This window comes from Mediterraneibacter agrestimuris (genome assembly GCF_943193195.1).
Lineage (GTDB): Bacteria > Bacillota > Clostridia > Lachnospirales > Lachnospiraceae > Schaedlerella > Schaedlerella agrestimuris.
The window spans coordinates 72,039-89,280 of sequence record NZ_CALPDG010000001.1 but is presented as its reverse complement, the minus strand read 5'-3'; the positions used below and the strand labels follow the sequence as shown (position 1 = coordinate 89,280).

Annotated in this window: 19 protein-coding genes and 1 tRNA gene; 11 read left to right on the top strand and 9 right to left on the bottom strand. The window is 43.8% G+C overall.

Features of this window, described 5'->3' with window-relative positions:
* Positions 1-150: 150 nt before the first annotated feature.
* Together NFS18_RS00450 and NFS18_RS00445 are read left to right on the top strand one after the other, a co-directional pair.
* Entirely contained in the window at positions 151-987 is an 837-nt protein-coding gene (locus NFS18_RS00450) for an acetoacetate decarboxylase family protein (protein WP_251386571.1), read from the top strand.
* 23 nt (positions 988-1,010) lie between these two features.
* Positions 1,011-2,369 carry an MFS transporter gene (locus NFS18_RS00445; RefSeq protein ID WP_251386569.1) on the top strand — a complete coding sequence of 453 codons (1,359 nt, stop codon included), beginning with the start codon at positions 1,011-1,013 and terminating at the stop codon, positions 2,367-2,369.
* Positions 2,370-2,452: 83 nt separating this feature from the next.
* Here the strand turns inward: NFS18_RS00445 and NFS18_RS00440 are convergent, their stop codons facing one another.
* The 9 genes from NFS18_RS00440 to NFS18_RS00400 form a co-directional block, all read right to left on the bottom strand.
* Positions 2,453-3,076, bottom strand: a complete 624-nt coding sequence (locus tag NFS18_RS00440; protein ID WP_251386567.1) for a V-type ATP synthase subunit D — start codon at positions 3,074-3,076, stop codon at positions 2,453-2,455.
* Between the two features lie 16 nt (positions 3,077-3,092).
* Positions 3,093-4,481 (bottom strand): V-type ATP synthase subunit B, encoded by a 1,389-nt coding sequence (locus NFS18_RS00435; RefSeq protein WP_251386565.1) that lies wholly within the window; start codon positions 4,479-4,481, stop codon positions 3,093-3,095.
* Positions 4,482-4,496: 15 nt separating this feature from the next.
* Positions 4,497-6,263, bottom strand: coding sequence for a V-type ATP synthase subunit A (locus tag NFS18_RS00430; RefSeq protein ID WP_251386563.1), 1,767 nt, complete (start codon positions 6,261-6,263; stop codon positions 4,497-4,499).
* A complete protein-coding gene (locus NFS18_RS00425; RefSeq protein WP_251386561.1) occupies positions 6,256-6,843 on the bottom strand; it encodes a V-type ATP synthase subunit E in 588 nt (195 codons plus the stop codon). Before NFS18_RS00425 ends, NFS18_RS00430 begins: the two co-directional genes overlap by 8 nt.
* 169 nt (positions 6,844-7,012) lie before the next feature.
* Positions 7,013-7,321 carry a V-type ATP synthase subunit F gene (locus NFS18_RS00420; protein ID WP_251386559.1) on the bottom strand — a complete coding sequence of 103 codons (309 nt, stop codon included), beginning with the start codon at positions 7,319-7,321 and terminating at the stop codon, positions 7,013-7,015.
* Between the two features lie 2 nt (positions 7,322-7,323).
* Entirely contained in the window at positions 7,324-7,755 is a 432-nt protein-coding gene (locus NFS18_RS00415; RefSeq protein ID WP_251386557.1) for an ATP synthase subunit C, read from the bottom strand.
* A gap of 33 nt (positions 7,756-7,788) precedes the next feature.
* Positions 7,789-9,741: a V-type ATP synthase subunit I gene (locus NFS18_RS00410; RefSeq protein WP_251386555.1), complete on the bottom strand. Its 1,953-nt coding sequence runs from the start codon at positions 9,739-9,741 to the stop codon at positions 7,789-7,791.
* Complete coding sequence (locus NFS18_RS00405; RefSeq protein ID WP_251386554.1) at positions 9,738-10,787, bottom strand: V0D/AC39 family V-type ATPase subunit; 1,050 nt, start codon at positions 10,785-10,787, stop codon at positions 9,738-9,740. Before NFS18_RS00405 ends, NFS18_RS00410 begins: the two co-directional genes overlap by 4 nt.
* Before the next feature lie 3 nt (positions 10,788-10,790).
* Positions 10,791-11,102 (bottom strand): hypothetical protein, encoded by a 312-nt coding sequence (locus tag NFS18_RS00400; protein WP_251386553.1) that lies wholly within the window; start codon positions 11,100-11,102, stop codon positions 10,791-10,793.
* Between the two features lie 315 nt (positions 11,103-11,417).
* Between NFS18_RS00400 and trmB the strand changes: the two genes are divergently transcribed.
* From trmB to NFS18_RS00355, 9 genes are all read left to right on the top strand, one after another.
* The gene (gene trmB / locus NFS18_RS00395) at positions 11,418-12,065 is read left to right on the top strand and encodes a tRNA (guanosine(46)-N7)-methyltransferase TrmB (RefSeq protein WP_251386552.1); all 648 of its coding nucleotides are present in this window, start codon (positions 11,418-11,420) and stop codon (positions 12,063-12,065) included.
* 70 nt (positions 12,066-12,135) lie between these two features.
* Positions 12,136-12,285: a hypothetical protein gene (locus tag NFS18_RS00390; RefSeq protein ID WP_251386551.1), complete on the top strand. Its 150-nt coding sequence runs from the start codon at positions 12,136-12,138 to the stop codon at positions 12,283-12,285.
* A gap of 18 nt (positions 12,286-12,303) precedes the next feature.
* Positions 12,304-12,621 carry a thioredoxin family protein gene (locus NFS18_RS00385; protein WP_251386544.1) on the top strand — a complete coding sequence of 106 codons (318 nt, stop codon included), beginning with the start codon at positions 12,304-12,306 and terminating at the stop codon, positions 12,619-12,621.
* A gap of 297 nt (positions 12,622-12,918) precedes the next feature.
* Positions 12,919-12,991, top strand: a tRNA-Lys gene (locus tag NFS18_RS00380).
* Between the two features lie 577 nt (positions 12,992-13,568).
* Positions 13,569-14,693, top strand: coding sequence for an SIS domain-containing protein (locus tag NFS18_RS00375; protein WP_251386542.1), 1,125 nt, complete (start codon positions 13,569-13,571; stop codon positions 14,691-14,693).
* Positions 14,690-15,103, top strand: coding sequence for a PTS sugar transporter subunit IIA (locus NFS18_RS00370; protein ID WP_251386540.1), 414 nt, complete (start codon positions 14,690-14,692; stop codon positions 15,101-15,103). Before NFS18_RS00375 ends, NFS18_RS00370 begins: the two co-directional genes overlap by 4 nt.
* A 17-nt stretch (positions 15,104-15,120) precedes the next feature.
* On the top strand, positions 15,121-15,588 hold the full coding sequence (locus NFS18_RS00365; RefSeq protein ID WP_251386538.1) for a PTS sugar transporter subunit IIB: 468 nt from the start codon (positions 15,121-15,123) through the stop codon (positions 15,586-15,588).
* Between the two features lie 21 nt (positions 15,589-15,609).
* The gene (locus tag NFS18_RS00360; RefSeq protein ID WP_251386536.1) at positions 15,610-16,395 is read left to right on the top strand and encodes a PTS mannose/fructose/sorbose/N-acetylgalactosamine transporter subunit IIC; all 786 of its coding nucleotides are present in this window, start codon (positions 15,610-15,612) and stop codon (positions 16,393-16,395) included.
* Entirely contained in the window at positions 16,385-17,218 is an 834-nt protein-coding gene (locus NFS18_RS00355) for a PTS system mannose/fructose/sorbose family transporter subunit IID (protein ID WP_251386534.1), read from the top strand. The genes NFS18_RS00360 and NFS18_RS00355 overlap by 11 nt, the downstream gene beginning before the upstream one ends.
* The last annotated feature ends 24 nt before the right edge of the window (positions 17,219-17,242 follow it).

Sequence of the window (17,242 nt, the reverse complement as noted above, 5' to 3'; positions counted from 1 at the left end):
CATAAATAATTATAAAAATTTACTAACTATACTTGTTCTTTTCTGAAACTGCGATGTTGTATTAAATAGATGTTTATCTTATTATAACATATAAGAACTGCAGCGCTGTCAGAATAAAAACAATAAAAACGAATAGGAAGGGAACAATCTATGGATATGAAAAACAATTTTGGGAAAGACAACATTATTATGCCAAATCCATTCCGAGCGTCAGATGAGGCATGCAGAATCGTAGCGAACAATAAAGGAGTAACTTATCAAATACAAAGTATTGCGGCTCGTTTTCAGACGGATAGGGATTTTGTACATTCTATTATGCCGCCATGCTATAAGGTTCCGGAGGTTCCCATGGCAACGATTACACTGGGAAAGGTCAAAACCTATGGTACACAGCCTATTGATTTGGGATATACTTATTGCGACCTTGCAATTATAGGATTTGACTGCTGGTACGAAGATTTGCCTGAACGGGCTGAATATACGCCACTGGTATATTTTAATCAGGAAGCTGTGATTTATTCCGGCAGAGAATTTCTGGGGGAGCCGAAACGTTTTGGAGAAACAGAACTATTTCTGTTTGATGACCATGTCAGTGCCTCTCTTGTCAGATTTGGACAATCAATTGCAAGTATTGAGGCGGATTTGGGTTCGGACCTTGGAAAGCAGGAGCCGGATATCACCTACGGTGCACATTTGAAATGTTGTCTGACCCATCAGCAGAATGAAATGATGTATGATCCGATTGCTGCTGTAAGCCGGCGGATATCCAAACCACTTCACAAAAGAGTAGGGACTGGAACATTGAAATTATCAGGAGGCTATAAAGACGCGTTGGATGATATTCCAGTAGTTGGAGAATGTTCATTTGAATATCTGGAAACGCTGCTGAGTTATGTAAATGATATTCCGACAAAGAGCTGGCCGAATCGTGAGGATTTTATGCCATTTTATCTGGGAACATGTCAGAATTATGTGCGTCATATTTAGACATATAGTCAGGAGGCGATATTTTGAATTTATTAGATAATAAATCCGCAAACCGACTGAGTAATCTGGAAGTGTTTTCGTTTGGATGTGGAGAAATTTCCACAAATGTACTTTTTTCCATTACTACAGTGCTTCTGGTTTTCTTTTACACAGATGTAGTCGGTGTCAGTGCAGCCGCGGTAGGTGCGATCATAGGTGTATCGCAGATTTTCAATGGTGCTTCAGATATTGTTGCGGGAGTTCTGATTGACCGGACGGAGACAAAGTATGGGCGGGCGCGTCCGTGGCTGCTTCGTATGGCTATACCTTACGGTATTTCTTTTGTGCTGCTTATGACAGTTCCGGCAGTGGGGGAATTTGCACAGCTGATTTACATTTTTATTACGTATAATCTATTGATGACAGTTGTTTATACAATGCTTGTTATAGCATTTTCTACCTTAATGACTTATATTACATGGGATCAGAAAGAGCGCTCACGTTTGGGCGTTGTGCGTATGGCGATGTCTCCTCTGGCAAATATCGCAGTGACACTGACTTTTTTGAAAGTTGTTAATGCAATGGGCGGAGACCAGTCGGCATGGGTGAAGGTTACTGCCATATATGCATTGATTGCAATGGCGCTGATGTTGTGGTGCTTTTTCCAGACAAAAGAACGCGTTGCTGTAAAAGATAATCTGGATGGGGAAAAATTGCCGGTATCAATGGCATTAAAGATTCTGTTTCAGAACAAATACTTTTGGATTATTACACTGTATTTTATTTTTACAGCGTTGTATATGACATTTAACGGAACTATGCTGACGTATTACTGTAAATATCTTCTCAATAATGAAGAAATGATGGGTACAATTAATATGGCAGGGCAGATAGTGATGCTGGTCGGGGTTCCTCTGACAGGAGTTCTGCTAGCAAAATTCAGTAAAAAGACTCTCTGTATTTTAGGCAATATATTGATTATTGGAGGGAGCTTGATGCTTCCGGCGGCACCGGATAATATGTATGTAGTAATGTTATCTTCGTTTATACGCGGTTTTGGATTCTCAGCTACTTATGCATTAATCTATATAATGATAGCGGATGTTATTGAATATGGACATTGGAAGACAGGAATCCGTTCCCCCGGCGTGATTTTAAGTTCTGCATCCTGCGGACAGAAGATAGGTTCTGGTGTGGGGAGTGTACTGATTGGAACGATTATGGAAGCCAGCGGTTATATTGGAACAGCTATGGTACAGACAGAAGGCGCTGTGAAGACGATATACAGGTTGTATGTATTCGGTGTGGCGGGGATTGCATTGGCAATGATTGTTATTATGCTGTTTTATCATCTGGATAAAGAATATCCCGCTATTATAGCAGAATTGCAGAGTCGTGAATAAAATTATATATAGATGCAGATACATTGACCAACCCTCCTTTCTTTCGTCCGGAGGGTTGGTTCCTCTGATAAAAGAGGATATTATTAAGATGCGTTTTGCTTCATCTTCTTTATTACCTTCAACCTCGTGAATTCTTCACGTTCCTTCTCCTCCAGTGCATTTGTAATAGTATACACCAGATTTGTATACATCGGAATGGTGATATTTTGAAGTGCGTTGGCACGCTTCTGTGTCTTCTTGATATTGCTCGCAAGACGGTAGGCAGCATTTTCTACCATGGAGAGCTTTACCGTTAAATCTTTTACTTTTTGGAATGCCCTTGTCGCAGCGTCAATGGATTCATGTGTCGTACTGAAAGAATAGGTCGGCATTTCATTTGCCGGAGTGTACTTCACGTGGGGAATCTCGGTTCCCATAATACTTCTCGTCTGAATCGTAACCGAATGCTCAATCGGTACAGTATAGGCAAGCTGGGAAACCATGTTGATTCCGTGCTCGATATTGGCGCGCTGCAGACATGCATAAGCATAGGTAAAGGTGGAATCAATTTCATTCTGAATGTCGCGTGCTTCATCGATCAGATCCATCAGCTCGCGGATCAGGATGTTCCGCTTTTTGTCCATCAAATCATAGCCCTGTTTTGCAAGAACCAGTGAATTTTTGGCGAGCATAAGATTTCCTTTTGTGGGAAATGTACGCGGGTCCATAGAATCCCTCCTTTAATTAGTCTTCTTTTACAGTTGGTTTGTAGTATTTCTCCAAAATCTTGGTATCTACACGGTCCAGCTCTTCCCTCGGAAGGAGTCCCAGCAATTCCCATCCCAGATCTAATGTCTCTTCAATGGTACGGTTCTCTGCCGGTCCCTGACCAATGTATCGTGCCTCGAAGTCTTTTCCAAATTCCAGATATTTCTTATCGATAGGAGAAAGTTCGTCTTCACCGATAACGGAAGCAAGGTTCCGGGCTTCTCCAACCTTTGCATAAGCGGCAAAGAGCTGGTTGGCAAGATCCTGATGATCTTCTCTTGTATATCCGGCGCCGATGCCATCCTTCATAAGTCGTGACAGTGACGGCAGGATGTTGATCGGCGGGTAAACAGACTGTCCGTGAAGTCCTCGGTCCAGTACGATCTGACCTTCGGTAATATATCCTGTCAGATCCGGGATCGGATGTGTGATATCGTCATTCGGCATGGTAAGGATCGGAAGCTGCGTCACAGATCCGTTGACACCCTGTACAATACCTGCACGTTCATAAATCGTAGCAAGCTCACTGTACAGATAACCTGGGAAACCTTTACGACTGGGGATTTCTCCTTTAGAGGAGGAAACCTCACGCATCGCCTCGGCAAAGGAAGTCATGTCCGTTAAGATAACGAGGATATGCATGTTTAATTCAAACGCAAGGTATTCAGCGGTAGTCAGCGCTACCTTTGGTGTGATCAGACGTTCTACAACAGGGTCATTTGCCAGGTTCAGGAACATGGCAACGTGGTCGGATACACCGCTTTCCTCGAAGGTACGGCGGAAGAACTCGGCAACGTCATGTTTTACGCCCATAGCGGCAAATACAATCGCAAATTGTTCTCCGGAATTATCGCCGAGAGAAGCCTGCTTTACGATCTGCGCTGCCAATTGGTCGTGGGGAAGTCCGTTTCCCGAGAAAATCGGGAGCTTCTGTCCGCGGATCAGTGTGGTGAGTCCGTCAATAGCGGAAATACCGGTGCGGATATAGTTACGCGGGTATTCCCGGCGGATCGGGTTCAGCGGGAGCCCGTTGACGTCACGCTTTAAAGTAGAAGTCAGCGGTCCGAGATCGTCGATGGGCTGACCGATACCGTTAAAAGTACGTCCCAGCATATCCGGGGAAAGTGCGATCTCCATTGGATGACCGGTCAGCTTGGTATGTGTGTTAACAAGGGACATATTATCGGAACCTTCAAAAACCTGAATCACGGCTTTGTCTTCATAAATCTCTACAATACGTCCTATTTTGCGTTCTGTGCCGTCTACGACAAATTCTACGATTTCATCAAAAAACGCGTCCTGAACGCCCTCCAGCGCAATCAGAGGACCATTGATACTGCTTAAACCTAAATATTCTATTGACATGGTATCATTCCCTCCTTAGGCATTCTTTTCCAGCACACGCTGGTAAAATTCGTCAATGTCGTTCTTATATTGTGCAAACATTTCCAGACGGTCATTCGGGACATCATACTTAATAGCGATAACCTTTTCAAAAATGTTCTCGGATTTAAGTACGGACATCGGGTGTCCCATAGTTACGAGTGCACGCGCCTGTTTGTACAGGTATAAAATGGTGTCCATCATGAGAAACTGCTTCTCCATGGAAACACAGGTATCATCCTTGTGGAATGCATTCTGCTGTAAGAAACCAAGCCGGATGACACGGGCGATCTCAAGGATCAGCTTCTGATCGTCCGGAAGCACATCGCTTCCGATCAGCTTGACGATTTCAAGCAGGCTGCTTTCCTGATTCAGAAGCGCCATGAGACGGTTTCGGTAATCCACGAACTTCGTTGATACATGTTCCTGATACCAGGGCGCTAAATCCCCCAGATATTCGCTGTAACTGGTCAGCCAGTGAATCGCGGGGAAATGTCTGGAATATGCCAGACTTTTATCCAGTCCCCAGAAGCAGCGTACAAAACGCTTGGTATTCTGTGTAACCGGCTCGGAGAAGTCGCCGCCTTGCGGAGATACCGCTCCGATAATGGATACGGAACCGTCTGTTCCGTTTAAATTGTGCATCATGCCCGCTCTCTCATAGAAGGCAGACAGACGGGAAGCCAGATAAGCCGGGAAACCTTCTTCAGCAGGCATTTCCTCCAGGCGTCCGGAAAGCTCTCTAAGAGCCTCTGCCCACCGGGATGTGGAGTCTGCCATGATTGCGACATCGTAACCCATGTCACGGTAATATTCTGCCAGTGTCAGACCGGTGTAAATGGACGCTTCACGGGCAGCAACCGGCATGTTGGAAGTATTTGCGATCAAGGTTGTTCTGTCCATCAGCGGATTGCCGCTCTTTGGGTCGGTCAGCTCGCTGAACTCTTCCAAAACCTGTGTCATTTCGTTTCCACGTTCGCCGCATCCGATATAAATGATGATGTCAGCGTCGGACCATTTTGCAATCTGATGCTGGGTCATTGTCTTGCCAGTTCCGAATCCACCCGGAATCGCCGCAGTACCGCCCTTTGCGATGGGGAACATGGTATCAATGATACGCTGTCCTGTTACAAGCGGAACGGAAGCCGGGAAACGGTGGTGTGTCGGACGGGCGACACGAATCGGCCATTGCTGCATCATAGGCAGCTCCTTTTGCGTGCCGTCAGTTAGTTCCAGTGTAATAAGCGGTTCCAGAATGGTGTATTCACCGTCCGGAACGACATTTACAACGGTTCCTTCCACATCCGGCGGAACCATACATTTGTGTACGATTGCGCGGGTTTCAGGAACTTCGGCAATGATGTCTCCGCTGTGCAGGTAGTCACCTACAGATACCGTCATGTGTGCCTGCCATCTTTTGTTGATGTCCAGCGAATCTACGCTGACACCACGTGTGATAAATGCGCCGCCGGTATCGGCAATCCGCTCCAGCGGGCGTTCGATTCCATCAAAAATGTTGTTCAGGATTCCTGGTGCAAGCGTAACAGATACCGCATTTCCTGTGGCAGTTACGGTTTCGCCTGGTTTCAGACCTGATGTTTCCTCGTATACCTGAACGGTAGTCATGTCTTTGTCCAGCGAAATGACTTCACCGACCAGCTTTTCGCGACCTACATAGACCATTTCTGACATACGAAATCCTGTATTGCCTTTCAAATAGATGACGGGACCGTTGATTCCGTAAATTTGTGCAGTTTTAAGCAATGCCGTCACCTCCCGAGAATAAGAATCTGTCGTATTCATTACGCAGTTGTGTTTTAAATGAGTTATCGATCAAAATATTACGTCCGCGGATCACGGCGCGGACTCCGCCGATAAAGTCTTCGGCGCTGACGGTCAGTTTTGCGCCCGAAGCTTTTTCTAAGTCAGACTGCTTCTGCCCGTCGGACGGATTGATGTAGATCGTCATCTCTTCACCGTCGGCAAAAGTAACTGCCTTACGGATACATCTGACAAGGAAATCTTCGTATTCTTCCGTCTTCATATAATCAGAAACCAGTGTCATGGTTTCTTCAAATATTTTATCTTTTAATTCTTGCTGGATTTTGCCCTGTTTTCGTTTCAGCTCCAACTGTGCCTTAGCGGTAGCCTGGTTCAACTGCTGTCTCGCATTGACCGTCTCGCCTTTGATACGGGTCTGAGACTGCAGAATTGCCTCATCTTTATGGTCTTCCAATACCTTTTCCAACGCTGCGCGGTAGTTGTCGATGATCGCGTTGCCTTCCGCGCGTGCCTCCTCCATGGAGACTGCCTGTAGGTGTTCCATCTTTTCTTCCAGAGTCAAGAGGAGTCCCTCCTTTCTACAATTTAACGTGTAACAGTTCAGCCTTCCGGCTGCACTGTTACTGGATCCGCCCTATTTTAAATTCACCTGCGGTGAAAGGGCGGATTATATTTTTCCATCACGCATTCTTACGGACTTTGCAGCAAGTGCAAAGTCCTATGGTGAACAGCTACAATTTAACTCCGATAGCTTCGGTTACATAGGATGTGATAAAGTCTTCTTTACGGCCGGTTCCGTGTCTGTCAGGAATCTCTACAAGTAAAGGGAGCCTGCGCTCCAGACGGAACTGGTCCAGAATATCGGGAAATTCCTGTCCGAACTTTTCCGTCAAAAGAACGATGCCGATTGTTTTGTCTTTGAGAACCTTTTCCAGCGATTCCTTCAGTTCGCTGCGTTCATGCACGACAACACCATCTACACCTGCAAGGCGCATTCCTGTATAGGTATCAACATTATCACTGATCAAATACATTTTCATAATTACAGCTTACCAAGGATCATGAAGGAGATGATCAGTCCGTACAGACATACACCTTCTGCAAGTCCTACGAAGATCAGGGACTTTCCAAGTACGCTGGAATCTTCGCTGATTGCACCGAGGGCAGCGCTTGCAGCGCTTGCTACTGCGATACCGCCGCCGACACAGGATAAACCGGTAACCAATGCGGCTGCAATGTAACCAAGACCTGTAGACAGAGCTGCTCCGCCGTCAGCAGACGCAGCCTGTACCTCCGGTCCGCCAAGAAGCATGATGGACGCAATGGCAAATGCTCCGAAGAAGAAGAACGCATTTACGCCGATTGTTTTTTTATAACGCTTTTTGCTCTTTTCACCGATCAGATAATATCCGAAAGGTACAATAATGCTCAAAATTAATGTTGCAATGAAAATAAGTTTTGTTGCCATAGTCATGATTAGAATCCTCCTTTAAATAATCACGGTTTATTAAATATTTTTTTTCGTTTTGTTCACTGCTTTCTTTGTATACGGGTTAAATGCACGGCCGGAACCTCTATAGAAACGGCTGAACATTTCATAATATTCCAGACGCAGTACCTGAATACCAACAATCAGTCCTTCCATACCACATACGAACAGGTTGCCGAGGATGACGATGATCCAGTTTGGATTTCCTTCTTCCACACCTGCCAGCATGAGTACAACTTCCATCATTGCCGCATGGCTGACAGCGAATGCACCGATACGAACGAATGAAAGAGTGTTGGAGAAGTAACTCAGCAGTGTTTCAAATAGTTCAAAAAATCCCTGGACAAGGAACATGGCTTTACTTTCTTCCATCTTGTCGGTGCGCTTCTGGATCTTTTTTGTCAGTGGTTCTTTGAACAGAATCAAAAGCAGCGGGATACCGAACATGATTGCCATTACCAGCGCGCCCGGAGTTTTGTGTCCGGTCATGAACAGTACAATTGTTACAACAACGGATGTGTAGAATACAAGGCCTGCAGCTCCGTTGACATCAAACCAGGCAGCTCCAGGATCGCGGCTTCGCAGTGCATTGACGATATGCAGGATCATGGTAAATATAATGACTCCCATACCAAAAGCAACTGCCACGATGAACACGGTATTCAGCTTGCCGATGAACGGCAGAGTCGTCATGCTGTCGATGGGCCGCAGCCAGATCGCATCAAGGATGTCCTCAAATCCAAAAATACTTCCGAACATAAATCCGAAAAATGTGGAGAAGATACCTGCTGTCCCGATAATACCTGCAAGCGGGATCTTCTTCCAAAAATACAGCAATCCACCGCCCAGTGCAAGGAGCAGTCCCTGTCCCACATCTCCGAACATAGCGCCGAAGATAAAGGAATAGGTCAGTCCAACGAATACGGTCGGATCCATCTCATTGTGCGCCGGAAGCCCATACATCTGTACATACATCTCAAAAGGTTTGAACAGTTTCGGGTTCTTCAGTTTTGTAGGCGGTTCTCCGAAGTAGGTTTCTTTATCGTCTTCGACCATGACAAAAACCTTGTCATCGTCTTTTGTCTCTTCTAGGAATTTGGTCACATCCTTCTCTGCCATCCATCCGCAGAGGATGTAGGAGTCTTCATCGTCGTCCTGCATCCGCGCCGCCATTTTACGCACGTCAAAGTTCTTGGACATTTCTTCCAGCTTCTGCTGTGCGGCAACAAGCTGCGGCGCTCTGTTGGAAAGTAGCTTTGCAGATTCCTTGTCGATATCCACAATCTTCTTGGTGATGTTGGCGATCTCATTGTCCATTTCCCGGTAAAGGTCTGCCGGAGTGCCGTCAGATACCAGATTCAGGGTGATCCGCTCGAAGTGAAGGGAACGGAACACGGCGTCTACCTTAATTGATTCCCCAGGCGTTACGAAGTAGGCTCCGTATACAGAACTTTCGTCGCGCTCACCCTCTACGAAGATGGCAGTCAGATCGTTCATCAGATACTTCTGCATCTTATGATAATATTCAAGCGGAATCTTACCGAACCGGTAATTGATGTACTTATAATTTAATACATTTTCCAGTTTACAGTCCAAAGGCCGGAACGGAGCGATATCACGTTGTTTATTCCGGCATTCTTCAATGTCTTTTTTGTAGTTTTCTTTTTTCTCCTGTAAATGTAAATAGTCATGGTTTGTGTTTTGCACAATTTCAAACAGACCGTCCAGACCAAGTGACGTGTCAGGAGTTACGTTGTCTGGATTCTCCAGAAGTCCTACGAACTGACTGGCAATTGCCAGAGTATCCCGATAGGGGTTCAGCTCCACGAAGGGCCGGAGATTATCGACTGTCTTTAACTCAGACAATGCGGACTCAAGCTGAATCTCATATTTGGAGAGATAATGCTCGGTTACGCGGTCGATGTCAGTACGCGGTCCGGAGATATTGATAAATTTCATTTTTACGATCATTGAGTTTTACCTCCAATATAAGCTAACGTCTCGCCTGGTGACAGTCCGTATCGGATACACTCGATTGCGGTGGTCAGCTTTTTTAGTTCTTCTTCCTTTAGAAACAGGTATGTGTTGATTGTTGCAATCGAATATGGATGCATCCTCCGATCCAGTCTGTAGAGATGCTGCAGGCAGTCAGAGTACATCTGCTCAATGGTGAGTCCGCTTGAGAAATCATAATGCCGTGCATATGAGGTCTTTTTAAGAGATGCGATCATGTCATCGGGTGTCGGAGTCTCCACGATTTCTTTAATCAACTCGGTTGATACCTTGTAATGAATCGGAACAAGGAGAGAATAGATATCGGCAGGAGCCATGTTATAATGCTTTTTCGCACGGTATATCCACTGCAGGTTCAGAAGATCAATCTTCGTACCGCTGTCTCTCATGTAGAGTTCCAGTTCTCGTTTGTTTTTCAGCACCTTTTTGCTTTCTTTCCATGTAGAAGCGAAATAGTACTGGTCCAGTGTCAGGTCATAATCGAACAGGGTGATGGATGGTTTGTCCCGAAGCCTGCTCAACGGTTCGTAATATTCAGTGCCCTTTAAATTATCGACAAGTTCATCCGTTGTACGGGATGTGATCAGTTTGTCGATGGAAATCTGAGAATATCTGTCAAAAAACGGCTTTTTGTAGTTCAGATCAAAAGGCTCTGTGTAATGATTGATGACGATCCGGAAGCAATAATTGATCAGGTCGATCTCATAACGTCTGATGTAGAGCTTCAGGAACTTACGTTGTGAGAGACTGCAAAACTTATATATCTTGGAATATTCATAATATAGCTGCCGGATCAGTATTTTTTCAATATCGCCCCGGTGGAGCTGGCTGTCTTCCAAGAGGTTAAGCACATAGTCGTAGGAAGAATTTTCTCTTAAATAGGAAACAACTTCCGGTACGCTGTGAAGATTGGCAATCTCTTCAAAGTTTTCCTGTGTCAGCAGCCGGGCTTCCATGGCACGGACTTTCGTTACGATTCCACTATAACTAAGTAGAGTTCCCATAGTCTATACCTCTGTAATCCGTTTTAATATATCTTGTGAATATCGAGTATGATATTCATTATACTGCCTCTGAAGTTCGGTGATAGAGTCGTCGTTTTCAACACTCTGCTCATTTAGCAAGGCAGATGTTTTCGATTCAAGGTCATCCCGGATCTTCTGTATTTCCCGCATTGTCTTATCTTCTAGTTCTTCGTCGAATGCATTACGTCTGGCACGGTATTCGTGATCCAGCGATTCTTTCTGTTTCTCAGCATTTGCGACGATTGCGGAAGCAGCAGATTCTATCTCGGATATTTTTCTAATAACAGATTCCATAGTAACCTCCTGTCGTTTATTTTTAAATCTATAGAAATAAATACATGAACACGGTGGTTCACTCTATTGATTTATCGATACGATTATACAACTTTGTCAGAAAAAATCAACGGTAAAAACGTAAAAAAGCAGATTTTGTTAATTTTTAAACAAAATAGATGGAGATTTAGTAACAGTGAAGCCGAAAGGCTGAACTGTATTACTAGTTTATTTGCCGCTTATCTGTTTGCTTTGACGTGTGCTGCTGTGCATGATATTATATTTTCAATGAACAACAATACATTATAATAATGAAAGGCTTAAGGTATTTTAATTATGCGGTTGAGAAATATTCCACGTGCGGACAACACACTGAAAGCAAATGCGTTGGTAATCAAAAGCCCAGAGGCTCAGCGGGGATGCTGGAGACATGTATTTAGGAATGATAATCCGTTATATATTGAAATCGGCATGGGGAAGGGGCAGTTCTTGCTGAATATGGCGAAGACATACCCGGACATTAATTTTGTGGGAATCGAGCGGTATTCCAGTGTGCTGCTGCGTGCGGTTGAGCGTATGGATACGGAAGAATATCAGTATTTAAAGAATATTCGTTTTGTATGTATGGACGCAAGAGAATTGGAGCAGGTTTTTGCACCGGGAGAAGTGGAAAGGATTTATCTGAATTTTTCGGACCCATGGCCGAAAGCACGTCATGCTAAAAGACGTCTGACCTCTGTGGAATTTCTTTCCAGATACGAAAAGGTACTGGAAAAAGACGGACAAGTGGAGTTCAAGACAGATAATACGCCGCTCTTTGAGTTTTCACTGGAACAGGCGGAGGAAGCGGAATGGAAGTTGATTGCTCATACATATGACCTGCACCATAATAAGGAAATGAACCTGGGAAATATTATGACGGAATATGAGGAGAAATTCTCGGCAAAGGGGAATGCCATCAATAAACTGATTATTAAGAGGTAATTAAGAAAAACAAAAATGCGGTATGCTGCATATTATATTTAGAAAGTAAAAGTAACGGATAGACGCAGCAGTGAAAAAAAGAAATTGGCAGTATCATGTTTGTGAAAAATTATATTGTAACCCGGAATGGAACAAGAAGCTCATGTGCCTGAAATGTTCCCTTGATGAAGTGATCCGTATTCTCAACCAGGGCGGATGCCATGGCGGCAGATGTAAATAGAAAAGGCAGGTGAAGAAAATGAAAATCAGAGTCACTGCCGATAATTATGAAAATGAAGTGCTGAAATGCAAACTTCCGGTTCTGGTGGAATTTTATGCCAGATGGTGCAGTAAATGTGCCATGATGGAAGATATATTGGAAGAACTTGCACGGGAATATGATGGAATATTTCAAGTATGTCAGATTGAGATTGAGGAATCTTCTGAATTGGCGGAAAGCTTTGAAGTTGGGATTGTACCGACTTTTGTTGTGTTTCAGGAAGGAAAACCGGTGACGGCGGCAAGTGGACTTCTTAGCCGGGAGAGTTTGGCCAGGATGGTATTCGGAAAAAAATAGAAAAATTGTCAGATTTTTAAATCTGGCAATTTTTCTATTATCTGGCAGCCCGATAATAGACTTTATCCAGTTGGCATCCGCTTTTGCTGCAGGCATTGCAGACAAAAGGAGCCTTAATCAGTTTGATCATAAAGGATAGAGTTGAGAAATGTAAGAGTAAATTCAGCATGAGGGTGGTATTTAGAAGTTCATTTAAAGGGAATTAAAAAAATATTAAAAAAGGCTTGCATTTTTTAAAAGTATGAGATATAATATACCTTGCGTTAACAAAGAGGGGGACGTAACAAAAGAGAATATGCGCGATTAGCTCAGTTGGTAGAGCACCTGACTCTTAATCAGGGTGTCCAGGGTTCGAGCCCCTGATCGCGCACTTGAAATCGCTGTTTTTGAGAACGATGGAGTCTCGGGGACGGCGGTTTTTTGCGTGCAGCAATTGAGCCATCTCACCAAAACAAAAGGATACGTCGAGGAATGCTTGCATTCCTCGACGTATCCTTTTGTTTTGGTATGTGGCGAAAGCCACGACCGAGATGGAGCGTCAGCGGAATCGAGGTGAGATGGCTTAATTGCGGACAAAGCCAGAATATGTGGCGAAAGCCACGACCGAGATGAAGCGTCAGCGGAATCGAAGCACATTTTTTGTTCTAGAAAATTCCGGTAAAGCAGTTGTGTGTATTGCTTAGAGTTAGTATGAAGTTAAAACTGGTGTAAAAATTAACAAAAATGGATTATAAAATGGAACAAATTAGAAAAAATGAAGCAAAAAAAGAGGGTAATAATTAAAAAAAGATGGAGATAACCCAGAAGCAGCAAGGATTTGTGCAAAATGACTATAAAGAGATTTAATGTGGTACATAAAAAAACAAAATTGGTATTGCAATTTTTTGAAAATGTGGTACAGTAAAAGAGGAAAGCGGAATGGTAATAGAACCAGTAAGGAGGCGGGCATGGAAAAGGACATGTTGTATTATGTACAGATTTGCGGATCGGTTATGCAGGCAAATCTTAAGCGCAGAAAAGACCTGACGGCTGAACTTCGGAGAAGATACAAACAGTCAGGAAGAAAAAAGCTCTGCATCATTGCATCCGGTTCTTCACTTAATGCAGCGCTGGCGGCTGAAAATTTTATGAATTGTTATACAGAAAATCGGGTAAAAATTTTAAGTCCCAGTGATTATATGGATTACCACAGGGAAGCAGCAGCTGACAGTTTTGTAGTTGTAATATCACAAAGCGGATGCAGTACGAACATTATCGAGGCGGTAAAGGTACTGGAAGCTGACAAAATCCCAAGTGTTGCATTGACCGGAAACCAGGAGGGGAATCTCAAAGACTATGCCGTCCCTCTGATTGAATATGGAGTTGGGAACGAAACAATAGACTATGTCACTTTGGGATATGTTACATTGATTGAATATCTGTTGCTGTTCGTTATGGAGAGTGGATTAGAGAGCGGATACATATCTGATGAGGAATATATGGACCTGGTTAAGGAAATGGAAGTCTGCTGCCATTCTAATATGAAAATGTACCGTGAAGCGGAGATATTTACAAAACAGTATTACCGGGAACTAATGCAGATGGAAAAGACAATCATTGTCAGCGACGGGGCGAATATGGGAACTGCAAGAGAAGCAGCCCTGAAGTTTCAGGAAACTTTAAAAATACCAACGGTTTATTATGAAAGTGAAGAATATATCCATGGACCAAATATGCAGCTTACACCGGACTATGCAGTATTTTTTATTGATACAAATCCAAGACATAACCGGATGGGGGAAGTTTTTGAAGCAACGGCTATTGTTACAGAACATGCTTACATGATAACGAACAAAAAAGCAGAAAAGAAATCAAATATTCTTTGTGTGGAAAATACTGTAAGAAATGAACTTACACCTTTGTTTACAGTGGTTCTGTTTCAGTATATTGCTGCGGTCATAACAAAAGAAAAAAACAACTTTAAATGTCATCCGCTGTTTGGGGAATTTGAGAAAAAGATACATTGTAAGACATCAGATTACGATGCGGTCATGAATGAAAAAATCAGAAAGAGTAAGGAGGTGGAAAAATGAGGAGATATGTAATTGCTACACATGGCCAGATGGCAGAAGGACTCCGTTCTACAATAGAGATTATCGCTGGTGAACAGGAGAATCTTACCTGTATATGTGCATATACAAAAGAGTGTCCTGATCCGATGCCGGAATTTCAGAAGCTGCTTGTACAATATCCGGACGATGAGATTGTTATTATGACAGATTTGTTCGGCGGAAGTGTGAATAATAATGCACTGATATTAACTCAAGACAGCAGAATTCATGTAGTGACAGGCGTTTCACTTGCATTAGCAATAGGGATTCTGACATCTGATATGGAAGAAGATACAGTGAGTGTGATACGGAACGCGATTGAAGAGGCAAAGGATGCAATGATGTATTGCGAACACATGGATATTGTAGAAGTCGAAGATGATGAGTTTTAGGAAGGAGGAAGAGAAAGGTGATTAAAGCAACAAGAGTAGATTATAGATTACTGCATGGACAGGTGGCAGTATCATGGACAGCAGCGCTGGGAGCAGACTGTCTGCTTCTTGTCAGTGATACGGTAAAGGCAGATCCGCTGAGAATGAATGCTCTGAAGCTTGCCAAACCGGCAGGAGTGAGAGTTGTGATTAAGAATACTGCAGAAGCTGTGGAAGCACTGAAAAGCGGTGTGACAGATAAGTACAAATTATTTATTATCTGTGAGAATCTCCAGATTGCAAAAGTAATCATGGCGGCGACTGAGGAAAAGGAATTGAATATTGGAAACACTCCTTATCGCGAGGGTGCAAAGTTATATGGAAAGAGTGCCTATCTGATGCCGGAGGAAGAAGTGCTTGTAAAAGAGATGCTGGAGGCAGGATTAGACTTGTACATACAAATGATTCCGGCTGAGAAAAGCATAAAGTGTAAGACATTGTTCTGACAAAAGAGGAGGAAGACAGGAATGATTGTAAAAACAATACTTATTTTTTTGATTGGACTGCTTGGATATTCAGAATGGCTGACAGGAACCAGTTTTCTGCAGAGACCGATCGTGCTCGGTCCATTGGTCGGTCTGGTTCTTGGCGATATGCAGGCCGGCATTATTATGGGAGCAACATTGGAGCTGGCAATGATAGGAGCAATATCCGTTGGAGCATATAACCCGCCGGACTTGATTTCAGGAACTGTTCTGGGTGTATCCCTTGCTATTCAGGCAGGAGCAGGCCCGGAGGCAGCCCTGACATTGGGGATTCCGATTGCAACAGTGATGCTGGCAGTGAACACAGGACTGGGACAGCCGCTCATGCTTCTTTTTATCCATAAATGTGACCGTGATGCAGAACAGGGCAATATCCATGCATTTAACAGGGACATGTTTATTGCAGGTTATCTTCAGAATATTTGGGGAATCCTCTGTATTCCGTTGGCATTTTATTTCGGTACAGAAGCGGTGACTAAGATTCTGGGAGTCATTCCGGGATTTGTACAGACCGGTATGGATATCACGGCGGCTCTGCTTCCGGCGCTTGGATTTGCAATGCTGGCACAGACTATGATGAACAAAAAAGTGGCTCCATTTTTCTTTGTAGGTTTCTTTGTAGTTGCATATATGGGACTTACTACAACAGGAGTGGCAATCTTTTCAATTTGTCTCGTGCTGATCATGGTAATGTTTGGAGCATTTAACAAAAATAAACCGGTAGCCGCCGCAGAAGAGTATGATGGAGGTGGATTCGATGAATTTTAGAATACACAGCAATTATGATAAAGAGTTGACGAAAAAGGATTTAATGAAAGTGTTTTGGCGTTCCATTCCATATGAGCATTCATGGAACTATGAACGTATGGGGAATGTGGGATTTACATTTGCCATGTACCCGGTTTTGAAGAAATTATATCCGAACAAGGAAGATTTGGCAAAGGCAATGAAACGTCACCTGACAGTGTACAATGTGACTCCGTATATCAGTACATTTCCGATGGGAATCGCGGCAGCCATGGAAGAAGCGAACGCAACGCAGGAGGAATTTAATGAAGAGTCGATCAGTGACGTGAAGACTGCGCTGATGGGTCCGCTTTCGGGAATCGGTGATGCTTTTTACTGGGGAACCCTGCGTGTTATCGCAACCGGCATCGGCTGCACGCTGGCATTAAAGGGAAATATACTTGGACCGATACTGTTTTTGCTTGCGTTTAACATCCCGCACTATATCATCCGGTATATCTGTACATTTCTTGGATATAAGCTCGGAAGCGAATCCATTGCAAAGATTACAGCTTCTGGTTTGATGGAGAGCGTGATGGAGGCAGCGTCTATTGTAGGTATGATGGTTGTCGGAGCAATGACGATGGAAATGACGGCGATTAATTTTGTCACGCAGGTCGGAACTGGTGAAGAGGCGTCAACGCTGCAGGATATCCTTTGTGGAATTTTTCCGGGACTGCCGACGCTGGCTCTGTTCGGAGTGGTTTACTGGATGCTGAAGAAAAAGATGAATCCGTTGATTATAATGCTGATATTGCTTGTATTTGGCATTGTTGGAGCAGGACTTGGATTTTTGGGGTTATAATAAAAAATTTTATATATTATAAAA

What these genes read in the sequence shown, in the direction of transcription:
- NFS18_RS00450 (WP_251386571.1), top strand. Translation starts at nt 151, where the DNA reads ATGGATATGAAAAACAATTTTGGGAAAGACAACATTATTATGCCAAAT.
- NFS18_RS00355 (WP_251386534.1), top strand. Translation starts at nt 16,385, where the DNA reads ATGAATTTTAGAATACACAGCAATTATGATAAAGAGTTGACGAAAAAG.
- NFS18_RS00410 (WP_251386555.1), bottom strand. Translation starts at nt 9,741, where the DNA reads ATGATCGTAAAAATGAAATTTATCAATATCTCCGGACCGCGTACTGAC.
- NFS18_RS00360 (WP_251386536.1), top strand. Translation starts at nt 15,610, where the DNA reads ATGATTGTAAAAACAATACTTATTTTTTTGATTGGACTGCTTGGATAT.
- NFS18_RS00420 (WP_251386559.1), bottom strand. Translation starts at nt 7,321, where the DNA reads ATGAAAATGTATTTGATCAGTGATAATGTTGATACCTATACAGGAATG.
- NFS18_RS00405 (WP_251386554.1), bottom strand. Translation starts at nt 10,787, where the DNA reads ATGGGAACTCTACTTAGTTATAGTGGAATCGTAACGAAAGTCCGTGCC.
- NFS18_RS00435 (WP_251386565.1), bottom strand. Translation starts at nt 4,481, where the DNA reads ATGTCAATAGAATATTTAGGTTTAAGCAGTATCAATGGTCCTCTGATT.
- NFS18_RS00400 (WP_251386553.1), bottom strand. Translation starts at nt 11,102, where the DNA reads ATGGAATCTGTTATTAGAAAAATATCCGAGATAGAATCTGCTGCTTCC.
- NFS18_RS00415 (WP_251386557.1), bottom strand. Translation starts at nt 7,755, where the DNA reads ATGACTATGGCAACAAAACTTATTTTCATTGCAACATTAATTTTGAGC.
- NFS18_RS00385 (WP_251386544.1), top strand. Translation starts at nt 12,304, where the DNA reads ATGAAAATCAGAGTCACTGCCGATAATTATGAAAATGAAGTGCTGAAA.
- NFS18_RS00370 (WP_251386540.1), top strand. Translation starts at nt 14,690, where the DNA reads ATGAGGAGATATGTAATTGCTACACATGGCCAGATGGCAGAAGGACTC.
- trmB (WP_251386552.1), top strand. Translation starts at nt 11,418, where the DNA reads ATGCGGTTGAGAAATATTCCACGTGCGGACAACACACTGAAAGCAAAT.
- NFS18_RS00375 (WP_251386542.1), top strand. Translation starts at nt 13,569, where the DNA reads ATGGAAAAGGACATGTTGTATTATGTACAGATTTGCGGATCGGTTATG.
- NFS18_RS00440 (WP_251386567.1), bottom strand. Translation starts at nt 3,076, where the DNA reads ATGGACCCGCGTACATTTCCCACAAAAGGAAATCTTATGCTCGCCAAA.